The sequence below is a fragment of the Mycolicibacterium neoaurum genome, assembly GCF_036946495.1.
GTDB lineage: Bacteria > Actinomycetota > Actinomycetes > Mycobacteriales > Mycobacteriaceae > Mycobacterium > Mycobacterium neoaurum_B.
Genome location: NZ_JAQIIX010000002.1, coordinates 2,370,177 through 2,383,132 on the forward strand (window position 1 = coordinate 2,370,177; position 12,956 = coordinate 2,383,132).

Below are 12,956 nucleotides of genomic sequence, written 5' to 3' on the forward strand. Positions count from 1 at the left end.
CCGTGTTTCGGATCGTGTTGGCTGCTCATCGTCGGGCCGACAGACCACCTCCTTGTTCAACCAGGTGATCTGCCTCGGATTGTGAGAATTTTCGGTAGTCGCGGGAGACGTGGACGGCCAAATGTCGTGTTCTTGACAGCGTGACTGAAGCCCGGGTTCTCAGCGATGAGCACCGTGATAACGCTCGGGCCCGATGTCGGGAACTCGGCCGGTGGATGATCGAAATAGATTGTTTCGATGGTGGTTTCGGTGAAGACACTGACGTGAAGTGTGGCTGGCTCGCCGAACAGCAGCTGGCGATCCGGGCTCCGCGCGTCACCGATCGCCAGCACGCCACTTCCTACTGTGAGCGGTCCACGGAACACAAGCCTGCCGAGTCCCCGTGTGTCAGAACCGACCAGCACTCGGGCGCGAACTCCTGTGCTCAGGAGCTCTGCCTCATGAACGCTCAGTGTGCGCACCCACAAGGCATGCACGGACCCGACCCTGTCGACAGTGGACGCGGTGCCGTCCACATAGGCGCTCGCACGTCCGTGAGCTCCGACATCTTCGATCACCACAACCGATCCATCGGGTGTCACCCGCGCGTCACAGAGCAACGTATTCATGGTCATGGCCCCCTGACCTCACCGTTCCCCACGCCTGGCTGCCAATGCTGCAAGTCATAGCCAGCCCACTCACATTTACATGATTAACGTGTCACTCGCAATATGAAGACGATCTCGCCACTTCCGCTTGACACGTCAGTCAGTTATATGTGAGCTTGACGTCGCACACGTTCTGATCAGGGCTGCGGGGGTACCTGGCCGTGTGTAGCAAACGGGGGATTTGTGGCGTGTTGGCGATGGTTGGTGCCGGTGGTCGGTGCTGTCGCGGCGTGTGGGCGGGTGCGGTGATCGCCGGTGTGGCGTTGTGGGGTGCGCCGCCGGCGGGTGCGGCGCCCCAGGTGATGCCCGATCGGTGGACGCAGTTTGTCACCGATGACGGGTGGGTGGTGGATGTGAACTCCACCCATGAGGTGATCGATCACATCGACAACCTGGCGGGGGCCTCGAACTCGTGGCAGGCGCGGGTGAGTCTGCGTGCCGAGGCCCGTATCAGCGGGACCGGGGGCACCCCGATTCAGGATGCGCAGTTGGAGGCCGGGTACTTCGTGGGGTGCCGCACCGATTCCTCGGCGGGGGTGGAGGTCGGCGGGGATCTGGGCCTGGATCTCAATCAGCAGGTCGGAGCCGGGGTGTATGGCGGCGGTTTCGGTGAGGGCCAAGGCGGTGCCGGTGGCGGCGGTGGCGGCGGTGGCGGTTTCGCCGGTGCGCAGGCCAACGCGTCTGTCGGGGCGACCGAACATATCGGCGGCTATATCCGGGTTCTGCTCAAACCCGGTAGGCATGTGCAGGTTCCGTTGGATCGGATCAGTCTGCGCAACATGAGCGCGGTGTCGAATCTACGTGAGCAGAACATTGTCGCCGATGGGTGCGGTGGCCAGGTCAAGATTCAGTCCTACACCACCATCAGGGTGCGCACCGATAACGGTAATGACACCCAAACCCTCTACGGCGAGCCGAAGGACCTGTGATGAGCGGTGGGACACGCGCACTGTCGGTCGCGGTGAGCAGGGTGTCGGCCGCGTTGGTCGTGATGGCTGGTGTGTGTGTCGAGCCGGCCGTGCCGGTGGCGGTGGCCGACCCGCCGCCGCCGGTGCAACCGGCAATACCGCGGCCGATGCCTGCCGATCCGGGGCGGGTCAATCCGATTGGTGGGGCGCGGGTTTCTTCTACGACGCCGCAGGGGGAGACCGCGGGGTTGGAGCCGGCGTTGGCCGCCCAGGCCGAGCGTGGTGAGGCGACCGTGCCGATGTGGGCCAAGGACGGCATTTTCGTTCCGACGCTGCACCCCAACCGGCATCTGGTGCTGCATCTGCCCGGTGAGCTGGGGTTGGGGCCGGCGGCGTGGACCGGTGACGGTGGCGGGATCTATGGCAGCAATGACCTTGAGTACCTCGTGCGCCCGGTCACCGGCGGCGGTGTCGATGTCACCATCACCCGTAAGTCGGCGTTCGCGTCCTCGACGATTGCTTTCGGTGTGAAACTGCCGTCGGGAACGCATCTGCGCCAAGGCGACAACGTTGTGCTCGTCGAGACCGATGCCAGCCCGGGACGGCCTGCCGCGGTGATCGGAACCTTCAGCGTGCCGGCGGCCCACGACCGTGATCAGAGACCGTTGCCCGTGACGCCGGGTCTGGGGCCGGGATTTGCGCTCGGGCAATCCGATCTGACCATCGATGTGGGACAGGCCAACATCTTTGCCTTCCCGGTCCAGATCATGCTGTCCTACCGGGCGTCCGATCTCGCCACCACCGGAGCACCGACACCGAACTGGGCCGGCATCCCCGCGGCCGCGGCAGATGTGGTGACGACGGGCGTGCCAGACACCGCCCCCGATGTGCTGCCACCGGCCGCATCGGGGGTGGCCTGCCCGGCCGGGATCAACGACTACCGCAGCCCCGACGGCAGGGTCGCCGACTTCGCCGCCGCGTGCGCGGCGTTGCAGCAATGCGCGGCCACCGCACCGGAGCAGACCTCGCTGACCGCCTGCCAAAACCGGCTTCTGGGGCACATGTCGATCGCGTGCGTCAGCACCTTCGGCCAAACCGGACCCGACTACCAAGCCTGCACCCACACCGCCGAAACTGCCGTCACCGCAGCCAAAGCCACCATGACCACCCCCACCGGAACAGGGGAGTAGAGGATATGGGTAAGCGCAGAACATCTGTGCGCCGACGCCTATCGGGGTATCGGCGCGCGGCTGCCGTCGTCGCTGTAGTCGCGGTGGTCCTTGCCGGGGCGACCGTCACCACGGTAGACCAACCCTTGCCCGGACTGTCCGCGCTACCGGGGGCCACCGCAGAGCCAGTTCCGACCGGACCTACCGGCCCCGGCGGTCCGGGCAGCCCAGGATCTGGAACCGGCGGAGGAAGTCAGTTCCAACCCCCCGGCCTCCCTGAAGGAGGACCCGGCTACAGCGGCGGCAACTACCCAGCCCCGCCGCAAGGCAACGGCATTGACATCAACAACCCCTCCGCCGCACCCGAATACAGCCAAGCACCCCAAAACCCACAACAGTCCTATCCACAGCGGCAACCACCCGTGCACGGCACCCAACCACCCGACTACGACCTGCCCCCGCAACAACAGCCAGAGCCGACGCAACAAGGACCTCAACAGGCGCCACAGGAGTCGAGCCAACAGGAACCTGCCCAGCCATCCACTGAGTCGGAGAACTCCCAGGATCAGGCACTGCGTGATCTGCAGAAGCACTGCGAAGACATCGCCCGACAACTCGGCATCGCCGATCCGGTCATGGTGATGCCGGCGAGCCTGCCCTCCGGGGGCGTGCTCAGCGGACCGGGCCGCGACGTCATTGGCGGCATCGGCGCCTGCAGCATCTGCCCACCTCAGCAAGCCCCACAACCATTTCCAGAGAAGCCGGGCCCTCGACCACGTCCGACGATCCGGCCGCGCCCCATCGACGACCCGACTATCGACAAGGCACCCGATGGCGAACAAAAGTCGCCATTTGACGATGACTACTGCTCGATGGACCGCAACGGCGGAACGAGCTCCTGCAGGGGGCCGGTCGGTGTGTGCTTCAAACAAGGCACGACCGACCCCAGCGCCGCAGTGAGAGAGGAACTCGCCGACTACGTCTGGTATGCGAACGAATTGCGGAAGGCCAATGGGGGAATACTAGAACGAAGAGCTGTTCCCCCAGGGTCCGATCTCGAAAAGCGCAAAAATAGGGAAGCGGCCAACGAACGTCGCGATAATCCGACACCATACAAGGACGGGACTAAGGTCGCCGGTCACATGCCAGATACGCTCTGGGGTGCGAAAGAAGATATCGATCTACAGCGAACGTTACGGCCTATGGATAAGGTGCTGAATGCCGCAATTGGCTGGCAAGGAAACCAGTTCCCCATTGGTTACGAGGCGACGGGATTCTACGAAGGAGTATGGACGTACGGGGCGACCGGCGCAGGTCAATGCACCGCCATTGTCAACTAGTGCATCATATTTCCAAGAATTGGAGGAGCCCGTGCGTCTTGTAGTAATAGTGCTGATCGCTTTTTTCGTCGGTGGTTGCGTGCACTGGCTGTACCGTGACTTCATGACAGGACGTGCCGAACGTGAAGAGCGTGATCGCCTGCTGCAGCTGGTCGAGGACTATGTGCGCGCGGTCAGTGCCAACGACGAAGTCGCACTTGAGAATTTAACCATCGGCCAAGCGAACCTGGACCTCTCATACGACATAAGCCATCCCCGGCCGGATTTCTCCTATCCGCCGTTGGTGGCAACACTACGATCTGCCGTCGCTACATACGGTCCCGCAGAGGTTGAAAGGTTTGTCGTTGAAGCGATCGGCGACACGACAGCCGTCGGCCATCTGATCACGTCTTTCGCGGACCCGCGGCATCCATCTGAGCGAAGGCACATCACCAATACCGGCGGCGAAGTTCTATTCAAGATGCAAGACGGAAAATGGCGCATTAGCGGCACGGTTCTGTGAAAAAAGGAAGAACCATTCGGCCGGACAACGGCACTGACGCAACGCGTCCAGCGCGCGGATCGACCGCGAACACAACTGTGGACGCGACGGTACGCTTCGCGCCATAACCTGAGCCAGGTAATTCGCTAGGTAACGAAACGGTGGTCCCCAAAAGTGAACGGGAAGTGTATTCAATGAGTCTGACAGCTCGTGCTGTGATGGCAATGGTTCTGACGGTCCTCGTTACTGGATGTGGATCAGACGATCTTCACCCCAACAGCACGCCGTTCGCGACATCCGAAAGCGCTGAGCCAGCGCGAGATCTCGTCGACATTCCGGGGCAGTTTCCCCAACCCGCAACTATGACGGAATCCGGAGGCGCGGATGCTCCCGTCGGCGGCTGCGTGAACGTGTCAGGCACCCCCGCACGCGCGGTCCTGGATGTGGCTGACTGCATGACGCCGTTGGCGACGTATCGGGTGATCCAGCGGGTGCTCACTCCCGATCAGTGTGTGGCCGATGCTGACCGCCCGTTCTACTTTCGTGACGCCTACGCGCAGTGGACTGCGTGCCTGGATTTGAACTGGGACAGCACGTACTGCATCGACGTGGGCGCCGTTACCACCAAAGTCGCGTGCGAAGACCCTGCCGCAACGCGGAAACTCAAGCCGGCGAGCGTCCTACTCGACACCACCACCACGGACGATTGTTCGGAGGGTGGGTACCCACACCCCCTGCGGCGCTTCACTATCTGCACCGAAGCGCGTTCGTAAACATCAGACTCGGAGTCGGTGAAGGGCTGCGGGAGCCGCGAGATGGAGGCGTCGACCAACAAACTCGAGGCCCCCGGTGCCCTCGATGAGTTGTTGGCCAAGATCGATGCCGGACAGGTTAGCGCGGGGGCCACGATGGGCGCGCACTGATGCAACGTCGCGCACGCGGTGCGAAGTCGGCCACTCGTTCGTCGGGGCTGCGGGCGTCGTTGATCCCGGCCGGGCAGGCTACCCCCGATGCGGCGGGTGGCAGCACATCGTACGCGGTGTGTGGCACGCCCGTTCTAACAGAATCTGTGGCGGCCGGGGGGCCTAAGGGGGCGGCCGGATGGGCTTTCGGAGCTTACTGGCGGGCGGCATTGCGTGGCGGTGGTCGGTCGCAGCGTGGCGGCGTGTCGTGACCACGTTGATGATCGAGGCGAATTCGTTCGGGGCGAGAGGGGGATGTCGTTATGGGGTGGTGGTTGGTTGTCGCGCCGACGCGCGTGAGGATCTTGTTCAACGCAGGGTGGGCGTTGCTGTGGTCGTTTGGATATGGCGCGGCAACACTGGTGCCACTCGGCGCGCACGGTGTGGGTTGGTGGCTGTCGATAGTCGTGGTCTCGGTGCTTGTCGCCGTTGCTGTCGCACTGATGACTGCATGGTCCTCGCGTCGGTTCGGCGCGAGGACCGAGGCGGTGCTCAGTGGGTTGACTGCCGATCAGCGCCGCCAGGTTGCCCGGGTGTGGAAACGAGGTCCGGTGCCGGCCGATCCGGTGGTGCTCACCGCCGCGCTGCGCCTGTACGACATCGTTGAGTCGTCCCGACCAGCATCCCGGCGGCCGCGGATCGTCGCTTGGTCTCTGGTAGGCGCAGGGGTGGCATTGGTTCTTGTGGGGGCGGCGCTGACCAAGTTCCGAGCCCTCTCTGGGCCGGTACTCGTGGCGCTCGTGGTGATCGTGGTTATGGTTGGCGCGAGCGCTGTTGGCGCGCGACGGCGGCGACCGCGGTTGGCGCAGTTGCGCGCAGCAGCGCAGTCCGATCCTGAGGTGGCCGCTGCTGTTGGGCAGGCCGACCCGTCTGCGGTGACCAAGGCGCAGCGTCTGCGCTGGGCTATCGTGGTCTTTGTCACCGGCGGAGTGTGGTCAGGTGTGCTTCAAATCGGTGTCTGGATGAGTCCGCACCGCGCGGGTTGCCGCGCAGTCGATGCAGTGGTCGGCGAGGTCTACGACAACCGCGACGTCCTGTTGGGAGCCGACGCGCTCAAACCTGACGGTCCGGCTTTGTCTCGATTCCAAGATGTGTCAGATTCCCTGCGCCACAGTGCAGATAGTGACTACGACGCCGACATCGCGTTACGCCTGGACCGGATCGCTGTTCTGGCCGCTCAAGCCGTGGGCGTCGTCGAGCGGGCACGTCAGCCCGACCAGGCGAATTCGCCGGACGCCCTCGCGGACAATCAGCACGCGTACAACGTCCTGCTCAATGCTCTCGTGGACGAAGAACTAGACGCACAGCAGCAGTGCCGACCCTGACAACGATGCAGGCCCCGTCGTAGGGGCAGCGGTAGTGGTGTCCGGAATGCCGGTCCTCTTCACGGTTCGGTTGGTCAGATTCGCTGTTGGTCAAATCCGTTTTGCTGCAGCGCCGTCAGTCATTGATGGAGCGGCGCCGCGACCTAGTTCGCTCAATGCAAGGTCAGGATTGGCAAGGCGTAGCTCGGCGGCTATGAGGTGCTCGGGTGCGCCGTCGCCGATGATCGGCATCGCCCTCCGTACCCGTGCTCTGGACTCGTCGCCCGCCTGGTGCTCGCCGACTCCGATGCTTGCGACCCGCTACAGCGCACAACAGCACGCAGACATCGTGATTCCGCTTGCAGGTCAGATTGAGCGCTCCGCCGAAGAATCAGACGACCTTCTTGCCAGGAGGTTACGGCCCTGGCCAAGTCAGCTCGGTGCGCGACGCCATTGCTCACGCGGTGCCTCCTTTCAAGTGAGGATACGGTTTGACGCCAGTAAAGAGCGTCTCCGTGCAGCACGCCGGCGAAACGTCAACTTCCCAAGGCATTTCGCCGACCACTGCCCTCGGTCTGGTCTCAACCCGTAAGTACGCAACCATGGCGCTCGTCCATGTCGACCCTACAGACCCCGGTGTGTGAGCAGCCGATGGCGGCATGCTCAAGGACCGGTCAGTTCGATTCCCGTCAACATGGGAATGCTCGATGATCGGCTTCGCACACATCCCTGGACATGGAAGTCACGTGATCGGGCCCGACCCACGAGCGTGTAGCGGCGTGGCGACTGCCCGGGTCTCGGGGCAAGAACGATCAGCGGGAACGGAGCGCCACCCGCGTCTGCGTCTGTTCTGCTCCGCATTCCTTCTTGAGCCGACGTAGCAGCAAGTCCAGAGCGCCGGTGTCCGGGACGTACGCCCGCAGCAGGTAGTCGTAGGGGCCGGTCATGTGGATGGCGTCGACCACCTGGCGAACCTGCGCGATCCGCGTGGTGAACATGTCGTTGTCGGTCTCGGCGTCGAGGCGTACGTCGACGAAAACTTCCAGGCCGCCCCGTGGACCTGGCACATTCTGGCCGGCGAGGATGGTGTAGCCGAGGATGACGCCCTCGGTTTCCAGCCGTCGCACTCTGGCTGCCGCCGCGTTTGTGCTGAGCCCGATCAGGCGGCCAAGCTCACTGAACGAGCAACGGGCATTCTCTCGCAGGATCCCGAGAATTTGCTCGTCCAACTGGTCCACGCATGCAATATTAGCTGTCCAGCAGCAATTTTGTCGGTATGTGCTTGAGGGGATCGCGCACACTCACCGGGTGCTGACTGACATCGTGGCACCGGCCGTTGCCGGGGTGGTGGCTGGACTCGGCGTGGCGATGCCGCTGGGCGCAGTCGCCGCGCTCTTGTTGCGAGAGGGACTGGTCAACGGATTTCGCACGGCGGCCGCCGGGGCCGCGGGTGTGGCGACGGTGGACCTGTTCTACTGCCTCGTCGCGGCGTTGACCGGGGCGACCTTCGCGCCTGCGGTCGATGATCACCGCGGCGTCTTCCTACTCGCATCGGGAGTACTGATCGTCGCGATCGGCGTGAGACAGCTGTGGCAGGGCGTGAGACAGCCTCCACCACACGCTCTCGACGTTGAACGAGCCTCGGCGCCTGCGACGTTCGGTCGGTTCGTCGGGCTCACCGCGATCAACCCGGTCACTCTGGTCTACTTCATCGCGCTCTCCGGTGCAGTGACCCATTCCGGTATCTCGTGGATCGGCTCGGTGATCTTCGTGGCCGCGGTTGGCGGTTCCTCGTTTGCCTGGCAGCTCCTCCTGGCCTGGGTGGGCTCGGCCCTCGGCGGGGCGTTGAGCCGCAACGCTACTCGCGCCATCGGCGTCATCGCGTCGCTGCTCATCGTCACCCTGGGCGCGATCGTGGTAGCCAATGGCGTTGCCGCACTGTGCTAACCGCCGTCCGGATTGTCAGCCCACACGGGCGAGCAGAGCCCGATGATCGGCGCCCGGGATTTCGTGTGCGGTAACCTCCGCGGCACCGAGGCCGCGTAGCAGAATGTGGTCGATGCCGACCACCGGTGGATAGGTCTTGTCCGTCGGGTAAGTGGGTAGCCACCCGGCGCCCGCGAGTTCCCCAGCGTCACGGTAGCCACCGGTGAGCAGGCTTCGGAAGCGCACGTGGTCATAGGTGGCGTTGTAATCACCGAGCGCGATGACGGGTCGACCTTGGGGCACTCCCTGCAAGACAGCTCTGATGCGGCCCAACTCGGAGTTCCAGGTCTCAACGTCCAACGGCGGCATGGGGTGCAGCGCGAAGAGTTGCACATCCCCGCGGCCGGGAACCTCGGCGACAGCGGTCAGCGCCGTCATGACAAAGCCGGGCACGACGCCGGTGTTCTTGAGCGGGTGGCGGCTGTAGAGGGCGGTGCCGTTGGCCAATGCTGCCGGACGTACCAATGCGTGCGGCAGGTCGATGGCGACGGTCGACGCGGAAATCCGTTGTGCCGCTTCATTGGTGACCTCGAGAACCACGAGGACGTCGACATGGTTGTCACGCACCAGCTTCGCGAGTGCTTCGGCGTCGCCCGCACCGACCTGAATGTTGGCGGTCAGCACCGTCAGAGCCGGCCCTGCGGGTGCGGGCTCGCCTCGCCACAACGGCGACTGCACCCAGATCCCGGCCGCCGCCAGCGCGGCCGCGAGCAGCAGGCGCCGCGGGGCGCGAACGTACAGAAGGCACACCACCGCGGTCACAGTGCAGGCCAGCCAGAGCACGGGGGAGACCGCGGCGGCGGCCACGGACGCCCGGTCGCTGCCAGGCCAGAAGTGCAGCACGAGCGCGAGGAGCGCACCTGGCAGCGCCGTGGTCCCGATGATGCTTGCTGCCGTCCGCAAGAACCTCATGTCGACATCCCCCAAGCGCCGCTGGATTCCCATCACTCCGTGTCGGGTAGCTCCGCGCCGGTGGCGAGCCGGGCGTAATCGCGCATGAGCCGCAATGCAAGCGGCCGGTTGAACTGGGGATCCCGTGCGACGATCCGGTAACCGAAGTAGTCCTCCATAGACATCAGCGTCATACCGATATCGCGGGCGGGGGAGCTCAACACGAAAGCCCCGGCCTGCGCGCCTGCGGTCAGCAGGTCGGCATAGAGCCCGACCTGGCGGTGGTAGATGGCCTGGACATCGCTGCGCTGATCCAGCTCGAACCCCGCGGCCAGCACCGCCCGCCAGATGGCCCGCCACTCGGCGTCCTCGGGGCCGGTGGGCAAGCCTGCGGCGATGGTGAGTGCCAGTTGGGTGCGCGGATCCTGGGTGTGGTTTCCGATCTGCAACCGCTGCTCATAGAAGCGGACATCGGAGCGCAGGGCGAGTTCGGACAGCAGGTCCGGCATGTCCTTGAAGTAGTAGCGCAGGGCATTGGTGGTCAGGCCCAGCTCAGCGGCCACATCGGCCAGTCGCAGCGAGGCCAGGTCGTGGCGCTCGATGACGGCGATCGCCGCGTCCAGGATCTCGGTGCGCCGCTCCTGCTGGCGGTTGGGTCGTGCCATCGACGCGCTGCTCCCCTCGAAAGTCGTCCGGACCCTATTTTGCCGTTCCTGTTGCGCAGCGCACACGACGGGCGCATAGTTCTTTTCCAACATGGAAAAGAACTCGTGAACGAGGCGGGAAGAATGCGTGCCAGAGATCTCGGCGTGATCATCGGGGGACACCCCACCGGAACACACAACGCGATCACGGACGTCCCCGGCGTGCGTGTCGGCCAGACCACGCTGCAGGGCGATGGGATCAACACCGGGGTCACCGTCGTCATCCCGCACGACGACATCTGGACCGAGCCGGTATTCGCCGGCTCTCATGTCCTCAACGGCAGCGGCGAGCTGACCGGCCTGGAGTGGATTCGCGAATCCGGGGAACTGACCACCGCGATCGGCCTGACCAACACCCACAGCGTCGGGGTGGTCCGCGATGCGCTCGTGGCCGAGCAGGTCCGCGTCCGCGGTGACGGTGCGTACTGGTCGCTACCCGTTGTCGGTGAGACCTACGACGGATTCCTCAACGACATCAACGGGTTCCATGTCCGGCCCGAACATGTGCGGGCCGCCCTGGAGTCCGCATCCGGTGGACCGGTCGCCGAGGGCAACACCGGCGGCGGCACGGGCATGATCTGCCACCAATTCAAGGGCGGCACCGGCACCGCATCACGGGTGCACGAATACACCGTCGGGGTACTGGTACAGGCCAATCACGGCCGGCGCGAACGCCTTCGGATCAACGGCGTGCCGATCAACCAACCCGATGTGCCGCTGCCGGCCATTCCGCCGGGCTACGCTCCCGGATCCGGATCGATCATCGTCATCGTGGCCACCGACGCACCGCTGCTGCCCCACCAGTGCCAGCGCTTGGCGCAACGCGCGGCACTGGCGGTCGGCCGACTCGGCGGCACCGGCGAGCAGTACAGCGGCGACCTCATGCTCGCGTTCTCGACCGGCAACCGCGGTATCCCGCCCTACGGTGCCGTCGAGGGCGCCCCCGCGGTGGCCCGCGAGATCCCATTGCGAATGGTCGGGCCCCAACTGATGGACCTGCTTTTCGACCTCACCGTCGAGGCCACCGAGGAGGCCATCGTCAACGCCATGGTGGCCGCTGAGACGGTGACCGGATATCGCGGCTACACCGTGCATGCCATCGACCACGACCAGCTCACCTCAGCCCTGCGGGAGAACTCATGACCACTGCCCAGAACGCGCAAACCCAGCGGCTGTCCGGACGTCTCGGGCCCGTCGGCATCGTCTTCATGGTCGTCGCGGCCGCCGCACCGCTGACCGTGATCGGCGGCAACATGCCCCTGGCGATGGGACTCGGCAACGGTGCCGGTGCGCCCGTCGGCTTCTTGATCGCCTCCCTGGTGCTGTTGGTCTTCAGCGTCGGCTTCGTGACCATGACCCCCCACGTACCGGAAGCGGGCGCGTTCTTCTCCTATGTGACAGTCGGTCTCGGTGAGCGGATGGGCAAGGGCATCGCCGTGGTCGCGCTGATCGCCTACACCGCGATCCAGGTGGGGATCTACGGGTACATCGGTTGGGCCATCGGTGACACCGTCGCGTTCTACAACGGCCCGACCATTCCCTGGCCGGTATATTCCTTTGTGATCCTGGCGATCGTCGCGGTGTTGGGCTACCGGCACATCGAGCTTAGCGCCAAGGTGCTCGGCGTGGCACTGGCTTTGGAGATCGGTATCGTCGTCATCCTGGACCTCGCCATCGTGGCCGATCCGGGTCCGGCCGGCATCACCTTCGCCTCGTTCACGCCCGAAGTGTTCACCCAGGGCGTCATCGGTATCGCAATCCTGTTCGCGCTCACCGGCTTCATCGGCTTCGAGGCCACCGCGGTGTTCCGTGACGAGGCGCGTGATCCGGAGCGCACCATTCCACGCGCCACCTATGCCGCGGTGATCCTGATCGGCGCCTTCTACACCCTGACGGTGTGGGCCTTCGTTGTTGCGATCGGGCCGGATCAGGTGGCGGCCACCGCACAGCAGACCTTGGACGGCGAGGCCAACATGCTGCTGGACACCACCGATGGTGCGCTCGGCCGCATCGGCCGCGATATCGTCAACATCCTCCTGCTCACCAGTCTTTTCGCCTGCGTGCTGTCATTCCACAACGTCATCGCCCGCTATCAGTTCGTGCTGTCGCGCAAGGGCCTGCTGCCGGCCCGGCTCGGTACGGTGCACGGCAACCATGAGTCGCCCGCCTTCTCCTCCGTGGTCCAGACCGTGACTGCGGCGGTGATCGTGGCTGTGCTGGCTGTTCTCGGAATCGACCCGCTGGTAGGCGTTTTCGGGTCGATGGCCGGCGTGGCCACAGTAGGGATGGTGCTGCTGATGCTGACCACCTCGGTGGCGGTACTGGTGTTCTTCCTGCGGCATCGTGACCTGGGCGGGGGGAAGCTGTGGCAGACGCGACTCGCGCCGGTGCTGGCCGTCCTGGGCTTACTGGGCAGTCTGTGGCTGGTGCTGTCCAACTTCACACTGGTGACCGGAGGCAGCGTCACCCTCAGTACGATCCTGGCCGCGGTACCGTTCGCCGGTTTGCTCCTGGGCGCCCTGCTGTGGCGGCCGGTACGCAACGGTGTTTAGCGGGCACCCTTG

The 12,956-nt window shown here is 64.8% G+C and carries 13 protein-coding genes; 9 read left to right on the forward strand and 4 right to left on the reverse strand.

The genetic code is table 11. From position 1 onward, the window contains the following. Window positions 1–56 precede the first annotated feature (56 nt). Window positions 57–614 carry a hypothetical protein gene (locus PGN27_RS16690; RefSeq protein ID WP_335327120.1) on the reverse strand — a complete coding sequence of 186 codons (558 nt, stop codon included), beginning with the start codon at window positions 612–614 and terminating at the stop codon, window positions 57–59. 335 nt (window positions 615–949) lie between these two features. Here PGN27_RS16690 and PGN27_RS16695 point away from each other — a divergent pair, with 335 nt between their 5' ends. The 6 genes from PGN27_RS16695 to PGN27_RS16720 all read left to right on the forward strand — a co-directional run bounded on the left by PGN27_RS16695 (window position 950) and on the right by PGN27_RS16720 (window position 6,832). Then, the gene (locus PGN27_RS16695) at window positions 950–1,576 is read left to right on the forward strand and encodes an MspA family porin (RefSeq protein WP_335328753.1); all 627 of its coding nucleotides are present in this window, start codon (window positions 950–952) and stop codon (window positions 1,574–1,576) included. Beyond that, complete coding sequence (locus PGN27_RS16700; RefSeq protein ID WP_335327121.1) at window positions 1,576–2,745, forward strand: hypothetical protein; 1,170 nt, start codon at window positions 1,576–1,578, stop codon at window positions 2,743–2,745. The genes PGN27_RS16695 and PGN27_RS16700 overlap by 1 nt, the downstream gene beginning before the upstream one ends. A 401-nt stretch (window positions 2,746–3,146) precedes the next feature. Further along, on the forward strand, window positions 3,147–4,064 hold the full coding sequence (locus tag PGN27_RS16705; protein ID WP_335327122.1) for a hypothetical protein: 918 nt from the start codon (window positions 3,147–3,149) through the stop codon (window positions 4,062–4,064). A gap of 31 nt (window positions 4,065–4,095) precedes the next feature. Further along, window positions 4,096–4,566, forward strand: a complete 471-nt coding sequence (locus tag PGN27_RS16710; protein ID WP_335327123.1) for a hypothetical protein — start codon at window positions 4,096–4,098, stop codon at window positions 4,564–4,566. Between the two features lie 173 nt (window positions 4,567–4,739). After that, window positions 4,740–5,318 carry an LppU/SCO3897 family protein gene (locus PGN27_RS16715; RefSeq protein ID WP_335327124.1) on the forward strand — a complete coding sequence of 193 codons (579 nt, stop codon included), beginning with the start codon at window positions 4,740–4,742 and terminating at the stop codon, window positions 5,316–5,318. A gap of 740 nt (window positions 5,319–6,058) precedes the next feature. Beyond that, window positions 6,059–6,832 (forward strand): hypothetical protein, encoded by a 774-nt coding sequence (locus PGN27_RS16720; protein ID WP_335327125.1) that lies wholly within the window; start codon window positions 6,059–6,061, stop codon window positions 6,830–6,832. Between the two features lie 791 nt (window positions 6,833–7,623). On the opposite strand, the gene PGN27_RS16725 is transcribed toward PGN27_RS16720, so the two are convergent. Continuing rightward, on the reverse strand, window positions 7,624–8,049 hold the full coding sequence (locus PGN27_RS16725) for an Lrp/AsnC family transcriptional regulator (protein ID WP_335327126.1): 426 nt from the start codon (window positions 8,047–8,049) through the stop codon (window positions 7,624–7,626). A gap of 70 nt (window positions 8,050–8,119) precedes the next feature. On the opposite strand from PGN27_RS16725, the gene PGN27_RS16730 reads away from it, so the two are divergent. Then, window positions 8,120–8,758: a LysE family transporter gene (locus tag PGN27_RS16730; protein WP_335327127.1), complete on the forward strand. Its 639-nt coding sequence runs from the start codon at window positions 8,120–8,122 to the stop codon at window positions 8,756–8,758. A gap of 15 nt (window positions 8,759–8,773) precedes the next feature. Here the strand turns inward: PGN27_RS16730 and PGN27_RS16735 are convergent, their stop codons facing one another. After that, a complete protein-coding gene (locus PGN27_RS16735) occupies window positions 8,774–9,709 on the reverse strand; it encodes an endonuclease/exonuclease/phosphatase family protein (RefSeq protein ID WP_335327128.1) in 936 nt (311 codons plus the stop codon). 32 nt (window positions 9,710–9,741) lie between these two features. Beyond that, the gene (locus tag PGN27_RS16740) at window positions 9,742–10,353 is read right to left on the reverse strand and encodes a TetR/AcrR family transcriptional regulator (RefSeq protein ID WP_335327129.1); all 612 of its coding nucleotides are present in this window, start codon (window positions 10,351–10,353) and stop codon (window positions 9,742–9,744) included. A 123-nt stretch (window positions 10,354–10,476) separates the two neighbouring features. On the opposite strand from PGN27_RS16740, the gene PGN27_RS16745 reads away from it, so the two are divergent. Together PGN27_RS16745 and PGN27_RS16750 are read left to right on the forward strand one after the other, a co-directional pair. Beyond that, window positions 10,477–11,535: a DmpA family aminopeptidase gene (locus tag PGN27_RS16745; RefSeq protein ID WP_335327130.1), complete on the forward strand. Its 1,059-nt coding sequence runs from the start codon at window positions 10,477–10,479 to the stop codon at window positions 11,533–11,535. Beyond that, window positions 11,532–12,944, forward strand: a complete 1,413-nt coding sequence (locus tag PGN27_RS16750) for an APC family permease (protein ID WP_335327131.1) — start codon at window positions 11,532–11,534, stop codon at window positions 12,942–12,944. Before PGN27_RS16745 ends, PGN27_RS16750 begins: the two co-directional genes overlap by 4 nt. The last annotated feature ends 12 nt before the right edge of the window (window positions 12,945–12,956 follow it).